Source organism: Paenibacillus sp. FSL R5-0636 (genome assembly GCF_037974255.1).
GTDB classification, from domain to species: Bacteria; Bacillota; Bacilli; order Paenibacillales; family Paenibacillaceae; genus Paenibacillus_AQ; species Paenibacillus_AQ odorifer.
This window is the reverse complement of record NZ_CP150232.1, coordinates 96,451-123,069: the sequence shown is the minus strand read 5'-3', so window position 1 is coordinate 123,069 and position 26,619 is coordinate 96,451. Positions and strand designations below refer to the sequence as shown.

General features: G+C 44.2%; 26 protein-coding genes, 1 tRNA gene and 2 riboswitches. Of the genes, 12 read left to right on the top strand and 15 right to left on the bottom strand.

The features are described from left to right. Window positions 1-315: 315 nt before the first annotated feature. A complete protein-coding gene (locus MKX34_RS00575; RefSeq protein WP_076297125.1) occupies window positions 316-1,500 on the bottom strand; it encodes a sialidase family protein in 1,185 nt (394 codons plus the stop codon). Between the two features lie 181 nt (window positions 1,501-1,681). Here MKX34_RS00575 and MKX34_RS00570 point away from each other — a divergent pair, with 181 nt between their 5' ends. Continuing rightward, complete coding sequence (locus MKX34_RS00570) at window positions 1,682-3,748, top strand: PBP1A family penicillin-binding protein (protein WP_076297124.1); 2,067 nt, start codon at window positions 1,682-1,684, stop codon at window positions 3,746-3,748. A gap of 205 nt (window positions 3,749-3,953) precedes the next feature. Beyond that, window positions 3,954-4,427 (top strand): AbrB/MazE/SpoVT family DNA-binding domain-containing protein, encoded by a 474-nt coding sequence (locus MKX34_RS00565; protein ID WP_076100082.1) that lies wholly within the window; start codon window positions 3,954-3,956, stop codon window positions 4,425-4,427. Between the two features lie 79 nt (window positions 4,428-4,506). Here the strand turns inward: MKX34_RS00565 and MKX34_RS00560 are convergent, their stop codons facing one another. Then, a complete protein-coding gene (locus MKX34_RS00560) occupies window positions 4,507-5,013 on the bottom strand; it encodes a YwhD family protein (protein WP_076297123.1) in 507 nt (168 codons plus the stop codon). A gap of 103 nt (window positions 5,014-5,116) precedes the next feature. Between MKX34_RS00560 and MKX34_RS00555 the strand changes: the two genes are divergently transcribed. The 6 genes from MKX34_RS00555 (at window position 5,117) to MKX34_RS00530 (ending at window position 10,967) form a co-directional block, all read left to right on the top strand. Further along, complete coding sequence (locus MKX34_RS00555; RefSeq protein WP_076297122.1) at window positions 5,117-7,123, top strand: M1 family metallopeptidase; 2,007 nt, start codon at window positions 5,117-5,119, stop codon at window positions 7,121-7,123. Window positions 7,124-7,134: 11 nt separating this feature from the next. Beyond that, complete coding sequence (locus MKX34_RS00550; protein WP_076179687.1) at window positions 7,135-7,965, top strand: hypothetical protein; 831 nt, start codon at window positions 7,135-7,137, stop codon at window positions 7,963-7,965. Between the two features lie 217 nt (window positions 7,966-8,182). Further along, window positions 8,183-8,321, top strand: a riboswitch (cyclic di-AMP (ydaO/yuaA leader). Window positions 8,322-8,378: 57 nt separating this feature from the next. After that, window positions 8,379-8,807, top strand: coding sequence for a C40 family peptidase (locus MKX34_RS00545; RefSeq protein WP_052097401.1), 429 nt, complete (start codon window positions 8,379-8,381; stop codon window positions 8,805-8,807). A 362-nt stretch (window positions 8,808-9,169) separates the two neighbouring features. Then, a riboswitch (cyclic di-AMP (ydaO/yuaA leader) is annotated at window positions 9,170-9,312 on the top strand. Between the two features lie 44 nt (window positions 9,313-9,356). Continuing rightward, window positions 9,357-9,809 carry a C40 family peptidase gene (locus MKX34_RS00540; RefSeq protein ID WP_232061490.1) on the top strand — a complete coding sequence of 151 codons (453 nt, stop codon included), beginning with the start codon at window positions 9,357-9,359 and terminating at the stop codon, window positions 9,807-9,809. A gap of 188 nt (window positions 9,810-9,997) precedes the next feature. After that, on the top strand, window positions 9,998-10,489 hold the full coding sequence (locus tag MKX34_RS00535) for a GNAT family N-acetyltransferase (RefSeq protein ID WP_076297121.1): 492 nt from the start codon (window positions 9,998-10,000) through the stop codon (window positions 10,487-10,489). A gap of 121 nt (window positions 10,490-10,610) precedes the next feature. After that, window positions 10,611-10,967 carry a cytochrome c gene (locus MKX34_RS00530; RefSeq protein ID WP_036679962.1) on the top strand — a complete coding sequence of 119 codons (357 nt, stop codon included), beginning with the start codon at window positions 10,611-10,613 and terminating at the stop codon, window positions 10,965-10,967. A gap of 81 nt (window positions 10,968-11,048) precedes the next feature. Here MKX34_RS00530 and MKX34_RS00525 read toward each other — a convergent pair whose 3' ends face one another. Next, complete coding sequence (locus MKX34_RS00525) at window positions 11,049-11,336, bottom strand: 4a-hydroxytetrahydrobiopterin dehydratase (RefSeq protein ID WP_036679964.1); 288 nt, start codon at window positions 11,334-11,336, stop codon at window positions 11,049-11,051. A 228-nt stretch (window positions 11,337-11,564) separates the two neighbouring features. After that, a complete protein-coding gene (locus MKX34_RS00520) occupies window positions 11,565-11,858 on the bottom strand; it encodes a hypothetical protein (RefSeq protein WP_036679966.1) in 294 nt (97 codons plus the stop codon). Between the two features lie 206 nt (window positions 11,859-12,064). Here MKX34_RS00520 and motA point away from each other — a divergent pair, with 206 nt between their 5' ends. Together motA and motB are read left to right on the top strand one after the other, a co-directional pair. Continuing rightward, entirely contained in the window at window positions 12,065-12,865 is an 801-nt protein-coding gene (gene motA / locus MKX34_RS00515; protein ID WP_036679967.1) for a flagellar motor stator protein MotA, read from the top strand. Further along, a complete protein-coding gene (gene motB, locus MKX34_RS00510; RefSeq protein ID WP_036679969.1) occupies window positions 12,849-13,664 on the top strand; it encodes a flagellar motor protein MotB in 816 nt (271 codons plus the stop codon). The genes motA and motB overlap by 17 nt, the downstream gene beginning before the upstream one ends. Before the next feature lie 112 nt (window positions 13,665-13,776). On the opposite strand, the gene rluF is transcribed toward motB, so the two are convergent. Both rluF and MKX34_RS00500 read right to left on the bottom strand, forming a co-directional pair. Then, a complete protein-coding gene (rluF, locus tag MKX34_RS00505; RefSeq protein WP_036679985.1) occupies window positions 13,777-14,478 on the bottom strand; it encodes a 23S rRNA pseudouridine(2604) synthase RluF in 702 nt (233 codons plus the stop codon). Next, window positions 14,468-16,795, bottom strand: coding sequence for a sensor histidine kinase (locus tag MKX34_RS00500; protein WP_076100085.1), 2,328 nt, complete (start codon window positions 16,793-16,795; stop codon window positions 14,468-14,470). The genes rluF and MKX34_RS00500 overlap by 11 nt, the downstream gene beginning before the upstream one ends. 304 nt (window positions 16,796-17,099) lie before the next feature. Here MKX34_RS00500 and tadA point away from each other — a divergent pair, with 304 nt between their 5' ends. Both tadA and MKX34_RS00490 read left to right on the top strand, forming a co-directional pair. Continuing rightward, window positions 17,100-17,621, top strand: coding sequence for a tRNA adenosine(34) deaminase TadA (gene tadA, locus MKX34_RS00495; protein ID WP_052096704.1), 522 nt, complete (start codon window positions 17,100-17,102; stop codon window positions 17,619-17,621). After that, on the top strand, window positions 17,622-18,191 hold the full coding sequence (locus tag MKX34_RS00490) for a GNAT family protein (RefSeq protein WP_076100086.1): 570 nt from the start codon (window positions 17,622-17,624) through the stop codon (window positions 18,189-18,191). A 105-nt stretch (window positions 18,192-18,296) separates the two neighbouring features. Here the strand turns inward: MKX34_RS00490 and MKX34_RS00485 are convergent, their stop codons facing one another. The 9 genes from MKX34_RS00485 to guaB form a co-directional block, all read right to left on the bottom strand. Further along, on the bottom strand, window positions 18,297-19,388 hold the full coding sequence (locus MKX34_RS00485; RefSeq protein ID WP_038568046.1) for a hypothetical protein: 1,092 nt from the start codon (window positions 19,386-19,388) through the stop codon (window positions 18,297-18,299). A gap of 105 nt (window positions 19,389-19,493) precedes the next feature. After that, window positions 19,494-19,646, bottom strand: a complete 153-nt coding sequence (locus tag MKX34_RS00480) for a small acid-soluble spore protein P (RefSeq protein ID WP_036679976.1) — start codon at window positions 19,644-19,646, stop codon at window positions 19,494-19,496. 11 nt (window positions 19,647-19,657) lie between these two features. Beyond that, a complete protein-coding gene (locus MKX34_RS00475; protein WP_036679977.1) occupies window positions 19,658-19,999 on the bottom strand; it encodes a hypothetical protein in 342 nt (113 codons plus the stop codon). Between the two features lie 145 nt (window positions 20,000-20,144). Then, a tRNA-Ser gene (locus MKX34_RS00470) sits at window positions 20,145-20,233 on the bottom strand. Between the two features lie 67 nt (window positions 20,234-20,300). Beyond that, a complete protein-coding gene (gene serS / locus MKX34_RS00465; protein ID WP_076297120.1) occupies window positions 20,301-21,587 on the bottom strand; it encodes a serine--tRNA ligase in 1,287 nt (428 codons plus the stop codon). Window positions 21,588-21,661: 74 nt separating this feature from the next. After that, complete coding sequence (pdxT, locus tag MKX34_RS00460; RefSeq protein ID WP_036679979.1) at window positions 21,662-22,258, bottom strand: pyridoxal 5'-phosphate synthase glutaminase subunit PdxT; 597 nt, start codon at window positions 22,256-22,258, stop codon at window positions 21,662-21,664. Window positions 22,259-22,276: 18 nt separating this feature from the next. Beyond that, window positions 22,277-23,158 (bottom strand): pyridoxal 5'-phosphate synthase lyase subunit PdxS, encoded by an 882-nt coding sequence (pdxS, locus tag MKX34_RS00455; protein ID WP_036679980.1) that lies wholly within the window; start codon window positions 23,156-23,158, stop codon window positions 22,277-22,279. A 112-nt stretch (window positions 23,159-23,270) separates the two neighbouring features. After that, complete coding sequence (locus MKX34_RS00450) at window positions 23,271-24,665, bottom strand: D-alanyl-D-alanine carboxypeptidase family protein (protein WP_036679981.1); 1,395 nt, start codon at window positions 24,663-24,665, stop codon at window positions 23,271-23,273. Between the two features lie 125 nt (window positions 24,666-24,790). Next, window positions 24,791-26,248, bottom strand: coding sequence for an IMP dehydrogenase (guaB, locus tag MKX34_RS00445; protein WP_036679982.1), 1,458 nt, complete (start codon window positions 26,246-26,248; stop codon window positions 24,791-24,793). Window positions 26,249-26,619 lie beyond the last annotated feature (371 nt).

Here is a 26,619-nt window from a genome sequence, read left to right as displayed (position 1 = left end):
GCGATAACGGACTTCATAGTCGCTATTAGCCTAAAAAACAACCCATGTGAACCTCTTTCTAGAGAATAGTGTTACTGGAGTCCGAAACTCTATCCCAAAGGCCGAAAATTTGCAAATAACGTCATCTGGGTCCGTAACCCTCCGAGGATGAGGGATCTGATTAGGGCACTGATAAGGGTACTATTGAAGCAAGCAAAGATACCAACGACAAAAATACAGAGCAGCGATTCTCCAAGTATCCGGAGAATCGCTGCTCTGCTGTCTATTTGCGATTTTCACAATACATCGGAACTTATATTCTTGCACTGTAAAGAATTATTGGGTCATCACTTTCAAAGAAAACCTGCGTTCCCATGAAGCTCCGCCGTCTTTGGTCACATACAAGGAAGAGTAATCAAGCTCACGGATGGCGAGCCAGCCCTCTTTATTACTAGTGAAGGAGATTACCCCCTCATAACCAGCGAGCGCCGGAAGATTAGTCCATTGCTTACCGCCGTTATAAGAGCGTCCAACCGCCACTTTCTCTGCTGCTGGGGAAAACCCCACTAAAAAGGAGGTGCTGTTTCCCACAAGCTGCAGGTTCCCAGGTTTGCCAGCAGCTGGCCCTTTATTGAATTCAGCCTTGCCACTTCCTGGCGCAGGTCCGCCGCCCGCAGTTTCCTGAGCGATCACACGATTCCAACTTTTCCCCCTGTTCGCACTTTCATACAGCGAGTAGGAGGTCTGACTCATCCCCGTACCGCCATAGAGCACTACAGCGACCTGATCTCCCTTAGCGGAGATTTGTCCAAACTCGGGCTCGGCAAAAGCCGCCTTAAGTGAAAGGCTCCAAGTTGCCCCTCCATCTGTGGTCTTCATTACCCGATACCCGCTTCCCGGCACGATTACAACCGCCCAGCCGGTATTCCGGTCACTAAAATAAGCACCTCTTGTATTGGGTGGGGTGGAAATCTTACTCCAGCTCAGCCCCCCGTCTTTGGTGTGATACGTTGCGGCTCTCTCATAAGCAAAACCTTTCTTACTATCGATAAAATTTATTCTTTCAAAGCTGACGGCTTTGTTCGAAAGTCTCTTCCACTCCGAGCCACCGTTAGAGGTACCGATTAAATATTGAGCCTGCCCCTCCTCTACAGAAGCAAGCGCAAAGCCATGTACATTATCGGGAAAATCGAATTGTTTGAAGCTCCATTGGCCTTGATAGATCTCTTGAAAATGGCAGCCTCCGTCAGAGGTACCAATCATAAATCCATTACCTGCTGCCCGTCCGGTATTCCCTTTCAAAAACTGAACATCAGAAAAGCTAAGCGGTGTGGATATATCACCTGAGTGCTTGTTTTGCAGGGCCTGTAGCAAGCCGTGATCTCCTGTGCCGCAAGTCGCTGGTGCTGGTGCAGCCGCAGCATGTACAGAAGTTACTGGTGCACTCCAGCCTGATACCATAATAAGCGTCGCCGAGAGGGCGGTTATTGTCGTCTTATGAATCTTTTTCGTCCATTTCATGATGACACCTCCTAATATGTATATACCCTTACTTACAATCCCTACTCTGTTATACCGCCAGAGATGATGGCCTATCTACCTTAAACAATCACAAAATAGAAACAATTTGTTACCCTCCATATCCCTAATGAATATCCTTCCAGATCCTTCCCCATAATATGAGAGAAAGGAGTCTGGTGCCATGACACGCGAATCAACGAATCCACCGAAACGAAAAAGCCGCTTCCGGCGTTTATTTCGGCTGCTGGCAGCCTTGATCATATTATTTGTATTAACCACCGGAGCTCTGCTCGGTTATCTATATCAAAAAGATCTTCCACCGATTAGCGATGATGTGCGCTCCAAGCTGTTTGACTCCCGGGGCAATGTTCTTGCCACCTTTACCTCAGACGGCCGCAGCCGCGAACCCGTCAAATTAAGTCAAATTTCTCCCCTGCTCATTGAAGCTACACTAGCAGTCGAGGATCGTAAATTTTATGAACATTCCGGATTTGATCTGAAGGGGATGGCGCGAGCTGTTCTAGTCAATCTGGAAGAGGGAAACCGGTCGCAGGGTGCTAGTACGCTAACTCAGCAGCTCGCACGTAACCTCTACCTATCCCATGAAAAAACATGGACGCGCAAGGCTAAAGAAGCTGTCTATACGATGCAGCTGGAGATGAAATACAGCAAAGATGAAATCCTGAACATGTATTTAAATAATATCTACTATGGCCACGGTGCTTACGGCATTGAAGCAGCCTCACGGATGTATTTTGGTAAATCTGCAGCGGATTTAGACCTGGCAGAGAGTACCATGCTGGCTGGAATTCCAAAGGGACCTACCTATTATTCACCTTACAACCACATGGACAATGCTAAAAAGCGCCAGAGAATCATCCTGACCGTCATGGCCAATTTAGGCAATATCACTCAGGAAGAAGCGGGACAAGCCGTCCAGGAGAACTTAAACTTCAAGCCGCAAGGACAAAAGGATACGCTTGTAGCTGCGCCTTATTTCCGGGATTATATCCGCAATTTGGCCATAGAGTCTCTCCACATCAGTAATGATGAGCTGGAGCAAGGCGGATTAAATGTCTATACCACCCTTGACCCTGACATGCAGCATGCCGCAGAAAATGCCGTTGACAAAGAGATGGATCAAACTAGTGATCTGGATACTGCACTTGTATCCATCGATCCTCGCACCGGTTACATCAAAGCAATGGTCGGCGGAAAAAATTATCGTACCAACCAGTACAATCATGCTTTGGCCACCACACGCCAGCCGGGTTCTTCCTTTAAGCCGATTATGTATTTGGCCGCACTCTCATCCAAAGAGATGACAGGACTTTCGGTCTTTAATAGTCAGCCAACGATGTTTCATTATGATAACAACCGCAAAACGTATCAGCCCCGAAACTTTGGGGATAAGTATCTGGGTGAAATTAATATGCGGCAAGCTATCGCAGCATCCGACAATATCTATGCTGTTAATACAATTATGAAGATCGGCGCGGATAAAGTAAGCGAGATGGCTGCGAAGATGGGCATTGACAGTCCACTTCAAAGCGTACCTTCACTGGCACTAGGCACTTCACCGATCAGTCCGCTTGAAATGGCTGCAGCTTTCGCTGTAATTGGAAACGGCGGTCAGAAAATGCCGATCACAGCCATTCTAAAAATAACCGATTCAAATGGCATGGTCCTGTATGAAGCACCTCAACCCAAAGGAGTAACCGTCGTAGAACCTTCAGCTGCCTATGTACTGACTCGTTTAATGGAGGGAGTATTCGAGACTGGGGGGACGGGTAATCGTGTGGCTTCCATAATCAAACGTCCGGTAGCCGGCAAGACCGGCACCACGGATACAGATGGCTGGATGGTAGGTTTCACCCCGGAGCTATCAACTGCAGTCTGGGTTGGTTACGACAAGGGGCGCGACATCGCAACTACCGACGGACGGCGTGCAGCCCCCATTTTCGCCCAATTTACTGAAAAAGCGCTGGAAAATGTCCCTCCAAAAATTTTCCCTATTCCAGATGGAATAGTCAGCGTATACGTCAATCCGCAATCCGGCAAACTTGCTACAGCAGCATGTCCCGACAAAGAACTGGAAACTTTTATTAGTGGAACTGAGCCCACCGAATACTGCGAACTGCATGGAACTGGCTCCGCTCCTGCTGTCGATGACACACAAAGCAAGGTAGATCCTGCTGAAGAGAATCGTTCCCTGTGGAAGAACATTAAACGCTGGTGGTTGAATTAGCTCCTTCATTTATATTGAAGGGGTTTTTCTTTTTTTATAAGTTATATATTGTAGTAACAACAGGATTTCCAAATTCAAATATCACTTATCACATAAGGGATGTAACCGTTTTATTTATTATGCTTACCCCATTCTCTTAACTCTCAATTACTGCTATAATAGTTATTAGAAACCAAAATATAATGATGTAAATGAGGGACATGGGATGAAGGATACAGGCATGATCCGGAGTTTAGACAGTCTTGGGAGAATTGTGGTTCCCGCAGAAATCCGTATGACGCGTAATATCGACATTGGTGATCCTATCGAATTTTTTGTTTTAGACGAAAAAATCATCGTCCTTAGGAAGTACACCTCGACAGAGTGTACATTTTGCAGAAGCCACGACCATGTCACCTACTATAAAGAGCAGTTTATTTGTAGCAACTGTCTAAAAGAAATTGTCGATCCTGAACGCATGTCTCAATTGCCAGAGTCACGTGAAGATTTTGTTGTTGAGGCATCGGAGCAAAACACCAGTATCCGAAAGTCAAAGACAGAGGAAATGTGCCAACGCCTGGAACAAGCTATTGAAGATCATCCCTATGCCAACCAAAAAGAGCTTGCAGAAATCCTCGGTATTAGCCAAGCGAGAGTGAGTCAGCTCAAACGCAAGCTTAGCAGCACAAGCAAATCATAAATTAAAAAAGCTTCGACGCTCCTATTTCCGGAGGTCGAAGCTTTTTCTATATCGGATAACCCTTCTGGAGGCTCCTATACTATTCAGTCAGTGCAGCTTTAAGCTCATCTGAGGATGCATTCCACCATGCTTCATTATGAGAGATCAGAAGGGATTTGAGAGCCGACTTCTCAATGACTCCAAGCCCTGCCACATCGATCTTGCGTTTAAGAGCTGCATCCAGCTTATTGACATGCTCGGCAAGAATTTTCCATCCGCGGCGCGCTTCTGTATCAATCCACATTTCACAGGCTGTGATTCCACCATAAAATTGAGCTTCCAATGTACGGTCTACCGCTACCCATACCACCCAAACCTGTCTTCCATTCGGTACGTCTTCACGATTCATGGAAAATTTAATTCCTTTTTCCACTTTGCTCTTGGCATGCATGGCACCGATATCAATAACCGCCACATCACCATCAATAATGACAGGTGAAACGTTGTTGAGATCTATAGAGCCTGCTCCAAAGCCTTTATGTTTACTTTTAGCGTTCACAATATTTAAGGCAATCTGTTTCTTGCCCTCCGGTTGTATGTTGTCCACGAGTGCACACCCTTCCTCTTACGAATAATTTAATTTTAGCTAATAATGCGGCGATTGCAAACATATACATCCCGTAGATGCTTGTCACGGGAGGAATCACACTATGAAGTCACTATCATTAAAGTACATCATCTTTGCGACCCTGGCCATCCTCGCGCTGCTGGGAGGAGGAATATGGGCCTTTTCAGGGGATAGCTCTACAGCTTCTGTTACTAGCTTTGCTTCAAAAGAGGCCAAGTCCTCCAGCGGCACAGCGCCTGCAGCCGTACCACAGCAGGTATTGCCTGAGAGCGCGCCCGTCCCGGCAGAGGAGGCTTTAAGCCAGCGGGTAGTCGAGTATCACATTGATGTCCAGCTTGTTCCTGACACAGAAACCTTAAAAGCTTCTGAGACAGTAACCTGGACACACCCCGGAGTAAAGCCAGTAAGTGATTTATATTTTCACATGTATCCAAATGCATTTGCCTCATCAGATACCACCTTTATGAAGGAATCCGGGGGGACGCTCAGAGGCGACAGTATGCCTGAGAATGGCTTCGGAAATATGACGCTGACCGATCTGCGCACGACAGAAGGAACTTCGCTAATGCAAAGAGTGCAATATGTCCAACCTGATGACGGCAATATCAACGATAGGACGCTCCTAAAGGTACATCTTCCTCAGCCTGTTAATGGTGGGGAAAGTGTAACACTTAAGCTTCAGTATGAAGTCCAGCTGCCCAAAATCTTTGCACGCATGGGTGCTTCAGGCAACTTCGTTATGGCTGGGCAATGGTTCCCTAAGCTTAGTGTATACGAGCCGAGGGGCACACGCGGAGTTAAAGAAGAAGGCTGGGACCTGCATCAGTATCACGGAACCTCTGAGTTTTACAGTGATTTTGGCATCTTTAATGTAACGATTGCCGTCCCTTCCAACTATACGGTGGCTGCGACCGGATTTCCTGTAAAAAATGCCAAGCTCAAACAAGATCAGAAAATATATCAGTTCTACGCCGATGATGTCCACGATTTCGCTTGGGCCGCTTCCCCTGATTTTACAGTAGCTGAGGAAGCCTTCTCTACGCCGGAGGTGCCTGGAGTACGAATTAAGGTGTATCTCGACCCACTACACAAAGATTTAAAAGAGCGTTACCTTCAGGCTGCCAAGGCTGCCCTGACCTACTTCAGCAAATGGTATGGTCCTTATCCCTACTCTACGCTGTCTATTGTCGTCCCACCTAAGGAGGGCAACGGTGCTGGAGGAATGGAATACCCTACCCTTATTACAGCCTTTGGGGCCGCGGATTCTTCTCCAGATACCTCACTTGAAAGAACCGTCATTCATGAAATCGGCCATCAATACTTCTACGGTATGGTAGCCAGTAATGAATTCGAGGAAGCCTGGCTGGATGAAAGCTTCACTTCCTATGCCGAAGACAGACTTATGGAGCAAGAATACGGTATCAAGTCTAATTTGCCTTTACAGGCCAGCCTGGTGACTATACCTGAGCCGTTAAATCTGGAAACGTGGAAATATGCAGGGGCGGATTCCTATAGCCGAAATGTTTATATCCGCGGCAAGCTTGTACTTAAAGATATCGAACGCCAGGTAGGTACCAAAGCAATGAACAACATCATGTCCTCCTACGCTCGTAAGTTCCGTTTCCAGCATCCTGCTACGTCAGATTTTCAGAAAGTCGTTGAGAAGGTAACCAAAAAATCATGGCAGGCCTATTTCGATGATTACATTTATGGTGATGGAGCGCCTGACTTCTCAGTAGATACGATTACTTTTAAAAAAAATAACAGCGGCGATGCTCCAAGCTACGAATCATTAGTGAAGATTTCAAACAAAGGGAGCCATTACGTTGATGTTCCCGTGAAATTCACATTCGCCGACAGCTCTTCGGTGCAGCGGGTCTGGAACGGTGAAGGAGCAGAGACTACGTTTCAATTGTTAAGCGATAAGCCTCTTCTCTCTGCTGAGATTGACCCTGAACATTCCATCTTATTGGAGAGCAAACATCTAAACAACTTTAGGCTGGCGGAAATAGAGCCCAAGACGCTCTCTCGCTGGACATTAAGTGTAACTAAACTACTTGAAACCGTGCTCGGAACTCTTGTCTGGTGAGGTGAATGATTGTGAGAACATCGATAACCCGCGGCTGGCAAAGCATGAAGGAGCAATTTTATATTTTAATTCTGCTCTTCATCTACCGACTGATCTGGGGCTACTTTATGTATGGTTTCATCCGATCTGCTATTATTCCAATTCTACTGCGCTATCCGGATAAAGACGCCGGAGGCAGCGGTATGGGCAGACTGTTGTATTATATCGAGGGACAGTTCAGCTTGAATACGGACCCTGCGATACGCACTTGGTTATGGATGCTTCTGGCGCTTGTTGTCTTGCGACTTCTGCTTTCCCCTTTCATAAGGGCAGGATTGCTGCATGAGCTCCACCAGGAGCGAAAGGGCGAGCGTGGACTGTTCTTTTTCCCTGGCATGAAGATCTATGGACTACCTGTCTTAGTCTTTAGCCTAATCGAATGGGTGCTGACCCTGCTGCCGCTTTACTGGCTTGCTCCAAAAATGTACGGGCTGTTCTTATCCTCTTTGTTTAACTACGCTTTGTTACTTCATTTAGTACCATACGTATTGGCATGGCTTATATATATTTTTATCGTGCGCCTGTTTCTTCTATATATGCAGTTTGGTTACACCGGCGGTACAGGAATGTTCTCCTCACTGATCATCTGCTTGCGGTCACTGATTCCTGCTATAGGTGTTTCCATTGTACTTGGGGCGGGAGGCCTGCTCTTACTGCTAGTGTGCGGACTGACGGGTCTGTTCTGTCCCGGCCTACCGGCACTTATAATACGGCAAATCTCACCACTACCTTCTACGCTCTTAAAAATGTGGGGAATCTCTGCACAATATCATCTATGGCGTAGCAAAGCATTTCCACAATAAATCAACCTTATTTGACATAATAAAAAGGTCCCAATTCCTGTATTCAGGAGCTGGGACTTTTTCTCATTACGGATAACTTAAGAGTATTTGCAAAATCGTAAAAGCTCTGTTACAATAAGTCCTGTGCTATTAGTAACAATTTTGTAATCAATTGAAACGATTCCTACATAACTAAATGTATTTATCGTAAGTGTAACTGTCGAAACGTCATTCTCTGGTGCTTAACACGCCTAATTCCTTTGCACCGGGAAGTGGGGGAACCATATTTTGGGTGAATTGATCTCGCTTTACAGGGATCATAGGGAATCTTCTACCGAACCCTTAAGCTAACCTCGCAGGCCTTGGAAGGAGTACATCTTTTGAAAAGACATAATTTAAGAAAAAAATGCGTCGCTGCGGCGCTAGGACTTGTAATGGCATTATCTATTGGTGGAGGAAGCGCCTTTGCCGACTCTAAAATGGACTCTGTAATCTCAAAGACTATTGGAGTTGCCTATAAAACCGGAGGTACAAGCACTGCCGGATTTGATTGCTCTGGATTTACAAAGTATGTATTCAAGAATGTGGGTCTTACTTTACCTCGTACATCAAAAGCTCAATATAGCGTTGGAACTGCTGTATCCAAAAGCAATCTGCGTTCTGGTGATCTAGTGTTCTTTAACACACTTGGCAATGGAGTATCCCATGTCGGCATTTATGTTGGAAACGGAAAATTCGCACAATCGTCCTCTTCGCGTGGAGTGACCATCACTTCACTCAGTCAGGCCTACTGGGCCAATCGTTATGTTGGCGCTAAAAGAGTAATGAGTACTTCAGCTTATCAAGCTGTAGCCTTCGATTGAAACCTTCCTCACAACTATAACCTCACAATTACAACTATATGAACCTGAATCTGATTATGCCCGTAATCAAATTCGGGTTTTTCTTTATTCCATAATATATTTTTACACTATTAGAGCCCAATTGAAACACGTTTATTTGATAAAAATTGCAATTATATTAAAAATTAGGTCATTATTAACGCTTACATATGCCTTTCTACCGTAAAAATGCCAATTTTTCTGCATTAATATGTTAAAAACGATTGCCAAGCGGCTTTCTGTTTGTTACAATTAGCGCAGTGAGATTTTAGTAACATTTTTGTAATCATTAAGTTGTTATTTACAAAGGTTTTGTCATGTATTGATTACAAGCTAATCCTAATCAACAGTATGAGCCGAGTTTCCTAACTATTAGGAAAACGGGGGAACCAACTTTGGGTGAATTGACCTCCATTATATAGAGGGGTCATAGGGGACCTTCAACCGAACCCTTAAGCTAACCTCGTAGGCATTTGGAAGGGGTATACACTTTTGAAGAAGAAGTTAGCAGCAGCAGTACTAAGCTTTTCCATCATCCTCACCATCGGAGCAGGAAGCGCTTTCGCAGATTCCAAAATGGATAAAGTGATTGACAAGGCCATCGGTACTAAATACGTATCCGGCGGTATATCCACTAACGGATTTGATTGCTCCGGATTTACAATGTATGTGTTTGATAAGATTGGCATTAACCTTCCACACCAATCAGGTTCCCAATATCAAATGGGCACAGCAATCTCCCGTGATGATATAAGAGCCGGAGATCTTGTATTCTTCAATACAAGTGGCAAAGGTGTCTCCCATGTCGGCATTTATGTCGGTGAAGGTAAGTTCGCACACGCTTCTACCTCACGCGGTGTTACGATTAGCTCTCTGAGTGATAGCTACTACGTGAAACGCTACGTTGGTGCCAAGCGCATTATGAGCACAGACGCTTACCAATCGGTTGCTGCTGAATCGGAAGACAATGATGATGTGCAATAAATAACGTACATAGGCTCTTTTCCAAGGTACTCTTGGAGGAGAGCTTGTTTTTTTGTCTTATTACTTATTTACCCCTCTCATAATTTGTAAAACATTCCCCTCATATAAAGTTTCTGAGTCGAACCTCCCCCATTTTGTATATAATTAGTAATATAGCAATGTCCTCGTGAAAGGAGATCGTTGACCTTATGATAAATCCCTCGGTAACTTTTCATGTTGTTCCTATGGAGGCAATTCACGGAGAAGCTATTTGTAAGTGGAGCTATACGCCCCCATATAATATTTATGGCTGGATGCCGTGGGAGCAGATGCAGGCTCTTGGCATCGAGTTTGGTGATCCGCAGCTCCGGGAGGAACAATATATCTCCATATTAAATGAAAATGAGGTTTTGTGCGGATTCGCACAGTTGTTCCCGATGGAAGGAGTCGTCCGTTTAGGAGTTGGGATGCGCCCCGATCTATGCGGCCATGGTTTAGGCAAACTATTCGTAGATGCCATCGTCCAGACAGCGTTGAATCGTTATCCTGATCGTGAGATAGATCTGGAAGTCCTGACCTGGAACCAACGCGCCATTCGAACTTATCAAAAATGTGGATTTACGATTACAGATACGTATGAACGCCGCACACCTACAGGAGACAAACCTTTTTATTGCATGGTCTATGACAAAAGATATTAAATACCAGATATTTCATAAGAATGATTGTATTCTCGTTCATTTTTTTGTCACAAACCCTATGATAACGCTTCACCATAAGCTATAATGTAGGGAGCAGCTTACATAGAAGGGACGAATTGGGATGCAGAAATGGATCATGAGCGGTTTGTTTTTTGCCGCCTGTGCCTTTGCGGTAGTACTCATGTTTACACTTCCGGGTAAAGAAGAGGTAGCAGAAGAAAATAAGCCCACGATGCCGGTAGTTCAACTGGACGCCGCAAAGGCAGAAGCAACCGTGAAAGCCAGCTGTATCACCTGTCACGGCGATCAGCTTCAAGGTGGAGTTGGACCAAGTCTTCAGAATGAAGGCGGTCAGCATGACGCTGAGGAAATCTACAGCATCGTCACCAAAGGACGTGGCCAAATGCCTTCCTTTAAGGAGAAGCTAGCTCCTGAAGAGATCGCCAACGTCGCACTCTGGCTCTCAGAGAAAAAGTAACCAGCCAAGCAACCAAAAACGCCCGTGTATGAGATAGGTGACTATCTGTGCACGGGCGTTTATTTTATGATTTTGGCTAAACTAATGATTTTTTTCAAAGGCTTCATTAAATTCATGCGCCTCTCGAAGATCTAGAGCTGTAATCCCATCTTCTTCATTAGATTTCAGGCGCAGGGTAACTGTTTTATAATCAATCGTAATATGTGGATGGTGATCGAAGGCTTCTGAAATCGTGGCTACTTCATCAACGAACGCAATGCCCTTCATATATTGGCTGAACATATATTTTCGCACCATAACATTATCTTCCAGTTTCCAGCCCTCCAGCTTGGTGATCTCCTCACGCAGTTCCTCTTCCGTAAATAACAATTCGTTTCCTCCCTTACAAAAAATTGCAGTAAAGTGCGTAGTTCCCTTTACTTGTCTTAGGCGTTAAACAAAACATCCCTTAGCTTCTGAGGTCCAAGGGATGTGCCAGGATAAAGGCGATATTTTCGATTAAATGTATTCACAAATCCCAGCGATTATAACTCGGCTTTATCAATTTTAACACGGGCTACTAACTACGGGCAAATTACGTCCAGACGTCTCCTCTGCCTAAATCAAAACTACTGAAGCCAAATCCTCTTCGCCAACTAGAATATTAATGCGGTGCGTGTCCTTATCGTAAATAATTACGCCGCTCCCCACTTCAATCATAGGTTCATTACCCAGCGCGAAGAAAAGATCCTCAGCCAATGCTTCCCATACCTCCAGCTTTGATTCTTGGGGTAGTTCCTGCCACTCGTCCGGATCCATCTCAAAAAATAAATATCCATCGGAAATTCGTCCGACGGCTTCGGTCAAATCGGTTAGAATTTCACCGTAATCTCTACCATGCTTTACACCCACGTATATCACTCCGTTTTCTTCACAGATGAATAATTACTTACCTTATCCATTATAGCCGAAAAAATGACTTCACAAAAAACCGAATGATGTCGATAAATAAGAATATACGTTAATTCGGTTTCGCACAGAGTGCCCTGCCGCTGTTTCAAGGATGATATACGCGGCATTGTCGGAACACATCTTAAATCTCACGGACGAGGTGCAAAATGGAAATTTCAACAATAATTGGTTTAATTTTTGGTTTGGTTGCTGTAATCTGGGGCATGATCCTCAAGCACGCTCCACTTCATGCTTTGGCCACACCCGCTGCTTACGTTATTATCTTGGTGGGTACGGCAGCTTCTATTTTCATGGCCTTTCCTTTCAACGAGGTCAAAAAGATTCCAAGTCTGTTCAAAATGATTTTTATCAAAAAGAAATTAATCAGTAAACCCGAATTAATCACTATGTTCATGGAATGGGCTTCTATCACACGGCGTGAAGGTCTGTTGGCTCTAGAATCAAAGGTCGATGAAATAGAAGATAACTTCCTCAGAAACGGCATGCGGATGATTATTGATGGAAATGATCAGGATTTTGTCCGCGATGTCCTCATGGAGGATATCCACGCCACAGAGGATAGACATAAAGCAGGAGCCCTCATTTTCTCACAGGCAGGTATGTATGCTCCTACCCTCGGGGTGCTCGGGGCGGTTATCGGTCTCATCGCCGCTCTGGCTGATATGAGTGATATGAACAAACTGGCTGCGGCAATCGGGGCTGCCTTCATCGCCACATTGCTTGGTATCTTTACAGGTTACGTATTATGGCATCCTATTGCTAATAAGCTGAAACGTCTCTCCAAACAAGAAATCGAAGTTCGAATGATGATGGTCGAAGGTCTTTTGTCCATACAGTCCGGTGTATCTACTATTGCCATCAATCAGAAGCTTGCTGTATTCCTAACACCTTCGCAACGCGTTAAGTTAAATGAGAAGGACGGTGGATCAGGTGAGCAAAAAGACTAGACACGAAGAGCATGAAGAACATGCCGATGAATCGTGGCTGTTACCTTACTCCGACCTCATGACTCTTCTGGTGGCTCTGTTCATCGTTATGTATTCTATGAGTGCAACGGATGCCAAGAAATTTGAAGAGATGAGTCAGGCCTTCAGTTCCGCACTTAATGGCGGTACAGGTATTCTTGAAGAGCGGGCAGCAATGCCTAGTAAGACTCAAGAAGATCTAGGGAAAAATGATAAGATGGGTAGCTCTACTTCCAAGAAAGCTGAAGAAGCAGAAATGGCAAAGCTACGACAAAAGGAACAAGAGGATTTAGAGAAGCTTAAGAAACAATTCGATCAATATATTAAGAGCAACGGCCTAACTGATCTGCTCAGTACGAAGCTTAATCAATCTCAGCTAATGATTACGATCAGTGATAACGCATTGTTCGCTTCTGGCCAAGCCATTGTTAAGGATGATTCGCGGCAATTAGCTAAATCCATCTCAACGATGCTGCAGCAATTCCCGGATTATGATGTAGTAGTGCAAGGGCACACCGACGATATTCCGATTTCTAATAGCAACTATTCATCCAACTGGGATCTGAGTGCGGATCGGGCACTTCAGTTCATGAAGATTTTGCTGCAGAACACAAATCTAAATCCACGCAAATTTAGTGCGATTGGATACGGCGAATATCATCCTATTTCCGATAATGACACAGCTACCGGTCGAAGCAAGAATCGCCGGGTAGAGGTTTCCATTATTCGAAAATATCAAGAAACCAAAGAGTTTACAGGGATTGTTCCCTCTGCTGAATAAGTGATTTCGTAAGGTAATAAAAAGAGCTGTCCAAAGGTCTTAGACCCCGGACAGCTCTTTTTTTGTTGCAGTACTACATTCTATATGGAACTGTATTATTGTAATGACACTCCTACAGTAACTCGTAGTTCAGCGTAGCTCCAAGCTCTTTCTTCTCATCAGCAGACAGCTCACGCCATTCTCCCGTTTGCAATGCCCCCAGGCGAATATTCATAATCCGAATGCGTTGCAGCTTTCGAACCTCATACCCAAAAGCGCTGCACATACGACGAATCTGGCGATTTTTGCCCTCTGTCAAAATAATACGGAAGACACGCTCCGTAATACGCGTTACCTCACAGGGCAGCGTCTTCTCGCCTAATATTTTCACACCGCTGGACATGCCGGTAATAAAAGAAGGCGTAATGGGTCTGTCCACGGTAACCACGTATTCTTTTTCATGCCGGCCTTCCGCCCGCAAAATTTTATTAACGATGTCGCCATCATTGGTAAGCAGGATTAATCCTTCCGAATCCTTATCGAGACGACCAATCGGGAATATACGCTCATGATGACCTACAAAATCGACAATATTCCCCTTGATATGCTGTTCTGTTGTGGAAGTAATTCCTACCGGCTTGTTTAGAGCAATGTAGACCGTCTGGCTTGAGGTTTCAAGCGCTATACCATCTATTCGCACATCATCGCCCGGAACAGCCTGACTGCCCAGCACAGCAGGCTCTCCGTTGATCGTAACTCTGCCGGCATCCACAAGCTTGTCTGCTTCTCGGCGTGAACAGTACCCTGTCTCACTGATGAATTTATTAATTCTCACGTTGTTCTTCACTCCGTTCATCCTTAATGTTAAGCCAAGGTGTAACCTCTCCAGCTGCAGGCAGCTTAATCATAACGGTTGTCCCCCGGCCAACTTCACTTTGTATTTCCAAATGACCCTTATGAGCCTGAATAATACGCTGGCTAATCATTAACCCAAGGCCTGTCCCCGATTCCTTATTCGTGAAGAACGGTTCACCCAGCTTAGGCAGCACGTCCTCTGGAATCCCTTCACCCTGATCTTTGATTACAATAAAGACGCAATCCACAGAGTTCCACAGTTCCATTGAAATGACGCCACCCTCAGGCATGGCCTCAATTGCATTTTTAACAATATTAATAAATACCTGCTTCAACTGGTTCTCTTCACAATGTACAGTAGCGGGTTGTTCAGAGAATTTCGTACTAAATTGAATATCATGTAGATGAGCCTGACTATCCAATAGAGACACTACATCGCCTAATATGTAGCGAAGATCTTTTTCCTGAAAATGAACGGCTTGTGGCTTAGCCAGGATTAAAAATTCACTGACGATAAGATTAATCCGCTCCAGCTCAGATAACATCAGCTCTACATGAAGCGGAACTAAGAGCTCCTTCTCCTGTTGAAGCTGTAGAAATCCTTTTAATGTGGTAAGAGGGTTACGAATCTCATGAGCTACTCCTGCGGCCAATTGGCCGACTGTAGTTAGTTTCTCAGAGCGTCTAAGCAGCTCCTCCATTCGATTGCGTTCCGTCATATCACGAGAAACGTGAATAAAGGAATGGGGGTAACCCTCTTCATCTCGAATTATCGAGGTACTAACGCTAACCTCAACTAATGATCCGTCTCGTTTAAGTCTCACTGTCTCGATCGGCGGCAGAACTGCACCATTTCTTAACGCGTCAAGCCGCTCTTCCTCTTGCTTAAGCGCTGTCGCGGGTACAAGATATGGCATATTGCCTATCACTTCTGTTGCACTCCATCCATACAGCTCCTCAAAGGCCCTGTTAGTGCTAGTGATTCGTCCCTCCATATCCAATGTATGAATAGCATCAGACGTACCGTTAATTACGGATTCCAAATGTTCCTTAACCGCCCGGTTCTCTTCTAGCGTCTGCTTAAGACGATTGGTGCGTTGCATAAGATGAGAAGTCATAGCGTTAATCCGCAAGGCTAATTGACCTAACTCATCACGAGAGGTTACCTTTAATGGAGGTTCGAACTTACCTCGCGCTACATCATTGACTTTGGCAAGTATAGCCTGAATTGGACGAGTAATAAAACCTGAAAGTATGTAACTACATAGCAAAAATAATGCTAGCAATAACAGAGACGTAGTCAAATAATTGGCTAATTGTTCATGAACTACGGATGAAATCACAGAATAATCCAAAACTACACCGATTACGTAAGGCTCCATTTTAGGATTCTGAATAGGAATGAAGCTTTTGAGCACTCTTTTCCCATGTACCCTCGTCTCCAGTGTAACTGGCTTCTGCTTCTGCTGAGCTAATAGAATAGCTGCTTTATCTTGCTCCACATTACCATAAGTATAGGTACCGAACTTAATTGGGCGGTTGCCAAGTTTCTTTTTAAATGCATCGCTTCCATCACCCGCCATACTTGCTAAACCAAATGTTGTTGGATTAAATCCTGTAAGCTCTAAAATCCCTGGATTAACTTCTTTGGTTCGCTCTACAATTTGATCGGGGTTGGTGATTTCGATATATTCACTTGCCGCAGTATTGAGAATAACAGGATTAATGATGTAGTTGCTTGCTTCATCATGATAATAACCCCACTTCTCAATGAAATCGGGATTGTAGGTTGAATATTCAAATGGGCCTGACCAAAAATGATCCAAAGCCTGTCCTTGTCCCACAGTGACTTCCTGATTATCAAATAACTCCAAAAGGGCAAGGTACCAGTACCCCCAACCTTGAGTGGACATTCCAATATCAATCGGATTTGATGCCCTTGTCACCACGATATCATTATCAGTCTTTACCAGAATTGAAATATTAGACACGCCCAACTTGGAAGTTAGGGCCTTTAGTTGAGCATTGGTTATATTCTTATAATCCGGACCCAATTCCTTAGAGGCAAAGATGGCAGCCATTCTTAAGTTATGCGCGATTTGATATTCTACATAGTTAGAGCTATAGTTACTTTGTTCTACAGAAACAGCCATTTGCATAGCGGTGATCTGCATATTATTTACGTTTTCATTTCTTAGATTATTCTGAGCGGCATAAAGGTTAAATGTCAGATTCAATGCTAAAATTAGCAGTACCGCTCCAAAAATAATAGCAGATAGTTTTGTCTTTATGGACAAACTGTTATTCACCTCTTATCCACTGGTAAATCCTTGCGGAGCCTATAATAAACATCATACCTTTTGCCCCCTCATTTGAAAAGGACATTTAAAACAAGCGTATTAATTCACCAAATATTGAAATTCAAAAGGTGTTTCTCTACAATATATAAGAAACCATCCACATCTTATGCACATATAAACAAATTATTAAAGTCCGGTGTGTACAAAAATGTGTATAAGTGGGCTGTTATCCACAGAGTTATGCACATTTTGTTAAGAACGAATATTTGTTCGTTGTACAATGGTTATAGAAGAAGGGAAGATGATCTTGAATATTAAAGCCAGTGAATCGCCAGAAGATATACAAGCGGTTCATGAATATTGGATGAGGCAGGCGATCGCAGAAGCACGTAAAGCTGAGGCATTAGGTGAGGTTCCTATTGGCGCTGTCATTGTTCGACATGGTGAAATTATAGGACGTGGATACAATTTACGAGAAACGACAATGGATTCGACAGCCCATGCAGAGATGGTAGCCATTCGTGAGGCCAGCAATGTCATGAATTCTTGGCGTCTGCTGGATTGCCGGCTGTACGTCACCCTAGAACCTTGTCCGATGTGTGCAGGAGCAATAGTGCAGTCCAGAGTGCCTCTCACGGTATATGGAACGCCTGACCCTAAAGCTGGATGTGCCGGGACCCTCATGAACTTGCTTGAAGAGCCGCGATTTAATCATAGAACTGAGGTAATACAGGGTGTTTTACAAGAAGAATGTGCAGATCTACTCACCTCCTTCTTTCGCCGTTTACGTAAAAAGCCAATAAAACAAAAGGAGGACTCCTAAATGACCCTTACTCTATATCATACCTCTCAAGGCATCTATATTTCTCCACTTGAGCTTAAGGATGCACAGAGCCTGCTGGAGCTTCGTTTAAATAACCGGGTAACCCATGAACCGTTTGAGCCAAAACGTGATGAGCACTTCTTTACCCTGGAGAGTCAACAACAGATCATCAATCAGCGTATTAAGGACGCCCTACAGGACAGAGCTTATATGTTCGGCATTTATCTGCTGGATGGACAGCTAATCGGACAGATCACATTGTCCAACGTCTCACGAGGTATAGCACAATATGCTGATTTAGGATATTTAATGGATCATCGGATGCAAGGACAAGGTTATATGACAGCAGCAGTCGGATTAGTCCTCGGCTATGCGTTCCGGGCCTTAGGTCTACATAGAGTTCAAGCAGCTATTTTATTGCATAATGAAGCTTCCCGAAGAGTCCTGGAGAAGAGTGGGTTCAAACCTGAAGGGATCGCCCGTCAGTATCTTAAAATAAATGGACAGTGGCAGGATCACCAAACCTACGCAATCTTAACCGAAGATGTGCTGACTGAGGAACGGAAATAAGATTCTGCATTGTCGCAGGAATGAGTGCTACTTTTTTTCCTAAAAAAAGACCCGCATGGGCGTATAATATACGCATCATGCGGGTCTTAATCTTGCTAACTGGGATTAATAAGTTCCCATACCACCGAATTCTTCTCCAAGTTGATCCATTGTAATTACATCATCACCTTGAGGGATACCAATCTTGAATACCGGCTTCTCGTTGATCTTACTGTATTGGCCCGTTCCATTTACTGAGAAGGCCACTTTTGTGCCATCTTCCGGATCATTTACTTTAACATCCATCAATAAATCCTGATACACAGCGTATCCATCTTTATCGATCGCAGTATTATAGTGGAACTGGTTGATGGTAAGGTACTTATCAAGATCAGCTAAGCCCTTATCCAATTCAGTTCTAGCTTCACCTGATGTCAGTTCTTCTTTAGCCTTAGCTAGATCTGCATCTTTAATCTGCAGCATATCCTTGTATTCTTCCTTGCTTACGATATCAATGATTTTAGGCAGGGCGTTATTCACCAAGATAGTGATTGCTTCTTTAACATTATCGTTAGTCACTTGGAACTGAACGACTTGTTTAGCTTCCACACCTTCTGGTAAATTAGCATCTTTGGGATCAATCTCGTTAAAATATTTTTCTTCGTCATATTCAGCTAGGACAGTGTCCACCACTTCATTAGACAGCTTCTGCATTTTTTGAGTATCCATCGTACTTGGGTTAAATTCTGCACCCTCCTGCTCTGCCAACGCCTTCAGATCAACCTCTACAAACTTATTGAGGATCGTCTCAGGAATCGGTACGAAAGGAATAGATGGAATCTTAACATACAACTTCTCGGCAGTCATTACCATAGGAACATTAAAGCTCATGCTCATATCGCCTTTCAGATTCAGAACCATAGTTAGTTCTGTCTGCATTGGCTCAGCTTGATATACCCCATCAATGGTAATATCAGCATTCTTAAGCATACTAAGTACCTGTGTAGTCATTGCAGCAGATTCAGCGTCAGAAGTCTCGATCGTAAGATCGTTGATCGTGAATTTACTCTTCATCTCATAAGATGACATTGTAGTCGCTTTAGTAGCGGCTGATTTTAAGGCCTCTTTTGGCGCCTCCTGTTTACTTGCACATCCCGGCAGAATTACTGCTGCTGTAAGCAGCAATGCAGCGGCCGACAAACCCCACTTTTTGTTCATTATTGTTCTCCTCTCCCATTGTAAAAGAAATCTCTCCCCCTCCTATGATAAACCATTTGTAAAAATCAAGAAACACTTCTTTAAAATTCTTAACGTTTTTATTTGTTAACCTTGTGGATTATGGTGGTCAACATGGTTCGCTTGTTTCACCTTTTTAGAACCTGAAAGCGGTTCTGGACCTGAAGGAGCATGGTCTTTTCTCCGCTCACCACTTGTTGGCTCTGCCCCAGGAACAGGGATACTTTTTGGTTTCGACATTTTCATTCCTCCTAAGGATTGGTCAAGTTCTGAAGAGCCTGAGCACATTCATGAATTTGCCGTGAGTATTGCTGTGCCAGCTGCTGTACGGCATCACTACGCTCATCAATATGGAGACCGCTCTGTTCCACATCCAGCAGATCCACTGCCACTTCTCTGCTATCTACATACTTGCAGCGAAAATCCAGTGAATAGCCTTGATGACCTGCCGCATTAAAATGAATCAGCAAGCTATTCGGATCCCCATTATCCGCCAGCACACTGAAACTATCCCCATCATCCATCAACGCCGGCAAACGCTCCTGCCAGGCTGAGACAAGCTTATGCTGATCAACTTCTAATGATCTATCCATGATTATGATCATCCTCCTTCTCTAATACATTGCGGAGAAATGAAGCTTTTTATTCTCAATAGAACTCGGTCTACCAAACAAAACAAAAAACCGTCCCCCAGAGGGAACGGTTTCTATCTAATTATTCTTTAAGTTCATAAAGGAATGGCGGAGAGGATGGGATTCGAACCCATGTGGGCTTGCACCCTAACGGTTTTCAAGACCGCCCCGTTATGACCGCTTCGGTACCTCTCCAAATGCATTTAAATTTCACATGCATTAGGATTGTACCATACATTGCAAAGAAAAAGCAACTATATCTTTAAATAGTTTTTGGTTGTATCGATTTTACATTGCGCATATAAGGTTGTAGGCATTCTGGAATCAGAACACTGCCATCCTCTTGCTGATAATTCTCAAGAATTGCAGCAACTGTACGTCCAACCGCCAAAGCAGAGCCGTTCAGCGTATGAACAAATTCAGGCTTCGATTTTGGATCCTTACGGAAACGAATATTTGCCCGGCGTGCTTGGAAATCTTCTGTATTTGAGCAAGAGGAGATCTCACGGTACATCCCACTCTCAGGCAACCACACTTCCAAATCGTACGTCTTAGCCGATGTAAAGCCCATATCAGCCGTACATAACCCAAGTACACGATAAGGCAGTCCTAACAGCTGCAGCACACTTTCAGCGTCTGCTGTCATTTTTTCTAATTCCTCATAAGAGGATTCAGGGGTGGTGAGCTTCACCAACTCTACCTTGTTGAATTGATGCTGGCGAATCAAACCGCGAGTATCACGGCCCGCCGAGCCCGCCTCAGAACGGAAACAAGAGCTGTAAGCTACATGGTATTTAGGCAGGTCAGCTGCCGTCAAAATCTCTTCGCGATAGTAGTTCGTTACCGGTACTTCAGCTGTAGGAATCAAATAGTATTCGGTATCCCGCAGCTTGAACAGATCCTCTTCGAATTTAGGCAGTTGTCCTGTACCATACAGGCTGTCTTTGTTCACAATGTAAGGCGGCAGCATTTCCTCATAGTTATGCTCACCACTGTGAAGATCCATCATAAAGTTAATCAGCGCCCGTTCTAGACGTGCTCCGAGTCCTTTATAGAAAACAAACCGGGATCCTGTAACCTTTGCTGCAGCTTCGAAATCAATAATATCAAGCTGCTGCGCAAGCTCCCAATGTGATTTCGGAGTGAATCCGAACTCTTTGGGCTCCGACCAGCGGCGTAATTCAACGTTATCATCCTCAGACTTCCCTACTGGAACTGAATCATGAGGAATATTAGGGATATTCATAGTAAGATCAGCAATCTGAGCTTCCAGTTCACGTACTTCGTCATCAAGCTCTTTAATTCGGTCAGATACTGTACGCATTTCTGTAATTAGATCATCTGCTGACTCGCCGTTCTTTTTCTTTTTCGCTACTTCACCCGAAACTGTATTACGACGGTTCTTAAGACCTTCGGTTTCTTGCAGTAATTCACGTCGACGCAAATCAAGTTGTGGAAAATCAGCAATTAAGTCCAGCGATTTGCCCCGTTTTTCTAAAGCCTCTTCCACTCTTGCGTAATCACTACGTAGTATTTTTACATCTAACACAATGTTTCCCTCCTGAAAACAGCCTAAACTCTTTCAAAATGCTGATTACAGCTTTGAAAGAGTCAGGATGTTCTTTATATGCAATTTTGTTGTTGGACTTCCCTATTCGCCTCTACCATATCGGCAAAATATTGGTGCAGTCTGAAATCATCGGTCAGTTCTGGATGAAAAGAAGACACCAGCAAGTTCCCTTCGCGCGCGGTTACAATCTCATCATTATAGACTGTAAGCACATCAACTCCCGGTCCTACCTCGTTGATAAGCGGTGCACGTATAAATACAGCACGAACCGGCTCATCAATGCCTTTAACCTCCAGATCACATTCAAAGCTTTCCCGTTGGCGGCCGAATGCATTCCGGGCTACGGTAATATCCATCAGCTCCAAATGCCCCGGTTCACCACCGGCAATTTTTTTGGCCAGCACGATCATACCCGCACATGTGCCAAAAATAGGCTTGCCCTGATCAGAAAAATCACGGATGGCTTCTATGAAACCATATTTCCGCATTAGCTTTCCAATCGTTGTACTTTCTCCGCCGGGGATAATCAGGCCTTCAACTTCTTCTAGCTGCTCCACACGCTTGATAGGCACGCCTTCTGCACCGGTCTTCTCTATACTAACAATATGCTCCGTAACAGCGCCTTGAAGCGCCAATACTCCTATCTTCATCCTACAACCTTCTCTCTATTAACGGCCACGCTCCGACATACGTTCAGCCGGGGTGAGAGTTGCAATATCAATCCCCTTCATTGGTGCACCAAGGTTCTTGGATACTTCAGCAATCAGTTTGTAATCAGTATAGTGTGTAGTGGCTTCAACAATCGCACGCGCAAATTTCTCAGGATTGTCCGATTTAAAAATACCCGAACCTACGAATACACCATCAGCACCCAAATGCATCATAAGAGCAGCATCGGCAGGTGTAGCTACACCCCCAGCGGCAAAGTTAACAACCGGCAGTTTGCCAAGCTCATGCACTTCGAGCAACAGCTCGTAGGAAACTCCCAGGTTCTTTGCTTCATTATATAGCTCGTCCTTGGACAAATTCGTTACTTTACGGATTTGACTGTTGATAAAGCGCATGTGACGCACGGCCTCAACAATGTTGCCTGTTCCTGGTTCACCTTTTGTACGGATCATGGAGGCACCTTCGTTAATACGTCTCAGTGCTTCTCCCAGATCCTTCGCTCCACATACAAAAGGAACGGTGAACTCATGTTTATCAATATGGAATACTTCATCAGCAGGAGTAAGAACTTCACTCTCATCCAAGTAATCAACACCCAAAGATTCTAGAACTTTCGCTTCTACATAATGGCCGATACGAGCCTTAGCCATAACAGGGATACTTACCACTTTGAGAACCTCTTCTACAATTGTAGGATCGGCCATCCGTGCTACACCGCCAGCTGCACGAATGTCAGAAGGTACGCGTTCCAGAGCCATAACAGCAACTGCACCAGCAGCCTCAGCAATTTTTGCTTGCTCTGCATTCATGACGTCCATAATGACGCCGCCTTTTTGCATTTCTGCCATGCCTCTTTTAACTCGCGATGTACCTGTTTCCATGTCCTAACCCCCCGAATGATCTATCTTAATCTAACTTGTAATTTTACCCCAATGAAGGGAAATCTACAACCCATTTACTCGGATTTACTGCTGATTTCGACACCGAACTGCATTAGAACAAGTTCTTGATCCCTGAAAATAAATCACCGAAGAAATCGCCAATCGCTCTAAGGAACAACTTGAACCAGCCAGCTTTCTCAGCTTCCTCTACAGTGATCAGATTAACTGTTTTCTCCTGTGCTGCTTGCATGCCTTCAGCCTTGTAGGAATAGGTAACTTTACCTACTTTAGAGGATTGGGCTATAGGAGCAACCAAAGTTGCAGGGTCATTTGTTACAACAGTTGTAGTAACTTCAGGAGAAACAGTTCCCTTAGGAACAATGAAAGAAACTCCTTCATCAGTAACTATAGAAACATCTTTATTCTTGCCTTTCAGTACCGGAACTGTTTCCGTGCCAGCAATAACAGCCTTCGGAGCTACAACCTGTTTGATTTCAAAGTTGTTAAACCCGTAGTCGAGCACTTTTTTAGTTTCTGTGAATCGATGTGCCTCTGAATTAGCACCCATAACAACACTGATTAGACGCATTCCATCACGCACAGCAGTACCGGTAAAGCAGTTACCTGCATTTGTGGTATGCCCAGTCTTCAGTCCATCTAGACCTGGATAAGCATATGCCTTAAAGTTGGGAATACTTTTGTTAGCTTCCAGCATCCAGTTGTAGTTAATGATCGGCGCTGTATCCCGATCACGGAATTTATAAGACTGAATCGTTGTAAATTCAGTGAAGTCCGGGTGGTCAGTAACTATAAATTTAGCAAGAGTAGCTGCATCTCTAGCTGACATTACAGTCTCTTTATCAAGATCAGGACGGAATTTCTTCGGCATGTCTGCCCGATCAAGTCCAGTTGAGTTAATAAAATAGGTATTTTTCATGCCCATCTTCTGTGCAGTCTGATTCATTAGTTCTACGAATTGTTCTTCTGAACCCGATACCAATTCTGCCAAAGCAACTGTGGCATCATTCGCCGATCCTACGGCCATCGCTATGTATAGCTCTTTAACCGTATGTTCATCTCCAGCTGCCAAAAAAATTCGTGATCCGACCTGTTTGGAAGCATTCTCTTGAATGATAACTTTCTGATCCCAAGAGATGTCTCCTTTTTTCACGGCATCAGATACAAGATATTCAGTCATCATCTTGGTCATACTCGCAGGTGGGAGTGGTGTATCTGGATTTAGAGCCATAAGTACTTGGCCTGTAGTTGGTTCTATTAGAATAGCAGAACTCAATTCCAAGTTAAGAGATTCCACAGAAGGGATCTTAACTGCGTTGGTCTTGGGTGCAGTTTCAGTAGTAGTTGCGGCACCTTCGGTTGTAACCGGAGTTTTGCCCGCTTCAGCCAATGCTGGAATTACTGGGTTCATTAACATATTTAAAAGCAGACCTACAGTCGCTGTCTTAATTACAATTTGCTTACCATTAAATTTTCGTTTGTGCTTCAATGATTACGACTCTCCTTTAAATCTCATATCAATAGCTTGTTCTATTCTAACACAGGGGTACCCGCAAAAAAAGACAGACAGGACGAAATAGTCCTGTCTGTCCAAAAAATAATACGGTTAGTCCATTATACGGAATAGTTTGGTGCTTCTTTTGTAATTTGCACATCATGCGGGTGGCTCTCACGAAGTCCAGCACTTGTGATGCGAATGAATGAAGTATCGTTACGCAGTTCTTCCAATGACTTCGTACCGCAATAGCCCATACCTGAGCGCAATCCGCCGATCAATTGATGAACAGTGTCAGAAAGAGGCCCTTTAAAAGCAATACGTCCCTCAATTCCTTCAGGAACGAGCTTTTTATCATCATCTTGGAAATAACGGTCTTTACTTCCTTGTTTCATGGCACTCATGCTGCCCATACCACGATATACTTTAAATTTACGGCCTTGATAAAGCTCAGATTCCCCTGGGCTTTCTTCTGTACCCGCAAACATACTTCCCATCATTACAGCATGAGCACCAGCTGCGATAGCCTTTGTGATCTCCCCAGAATACTTAATACCGCCATCAGCGATAATAGGAATTCCATACTCACGAGCAACTGTCGCACAATCATAAATGGCTGTAACCTGAGGTACGCCGATACCAGCGATAACGCGTGTTGTACAGATCGATCCTGGTCCAATACCTACTTTAACTACAGATGCACCAGCTTCAATAAGTTCACGGGTTGCTTCGCCTGTAGCTACGTTACCAGCAACAATCGTAAGATCAGGATACAACTCACGAATTTGGCGAACCGCTTCAATAATATTAATGTGGTGACCATGTGCAGAATCGACGACGATCAGATCCACACCAGCTTTTACTAATGCTGCAGTACGTTCGAACGTGTCTTTAGAGATACCAACAGCTGCTCCAACAAGTAGACGGCCATGTGCATCTTTGGCTCCGTTAGGGAATTGAATAGCTTTTTCAATATCCTTAATGGTGATGAGGCCTTTAAGAATATTATTCTCATCTACAAGGGGAAGCTTCTCGATCTTATGACGTTGCAGGATACCTTCTGCTTCCTGAAGGGTTGTACCCACAGCAGCTGTTACAAGATTCTCATGTGTCATAACTTCTTTAATCTGAATATTGAAATCATGAATAAAGCGTAAGTCTCTATTAGTTAGAATACCGACAAGTTTATTGTCACTGTCTACAATCGGCACTCCGGAAATGCGATATTTACCCATTAAAAGCTCTGCATCAGATACCATGTGTTCTGCCGTAAGTGAGAATGGATTCGTAATAACTCCGCTCTCGGAACGCTTCACACGATCTACTTCTTCCGCTTGCTGCTCTACAGGCATATTCTTGTGTATAATCCCGATGCCACCCTCACGAGCAATTGCAATGGCCATGGCTGCTTCTGTGACTGTGTCCATCCCTGCACTCATAAGTGGAATATTCAACTTCACATTCTTACTTAGAACTGTGGTCAAATCCACTTCTTTAGGCAGTACCTCAGATTTACGCGGAACCAGCAGCACATCATCAAAAGTTAGACCTTCTTTACCAAACTTATCTTTCCACACCTGGGTCATTCCTCCTCGGTTGTTTTAAATTATACCCGCCTACAAACTTTATGAAAGAAGAACCTTTGACTCCAGTCCATTCACGACAGACAATTCTGTACATCTGGGGGCTGAACAAGTGTAGATCTTCAATTAAGGTTTGAGATGCTTATCCAAAAATATATTATTGCCATCTTAGCAAAGGGCATTTGGACTGTCAAGAACATTACATCATCAGAGTAGGTATTCAAAAAACGGCCGCCGAGTAAGCGAATTATTGGACGTTAGTCCGTGCTGGGTGGACAATTTAGTGTGTTAAAAATTCACAATGCGCCTCTGTTCACCTTTTAAGCCACGCTTATCTCCATCTTAGTATCTCAAAATATAGCCTA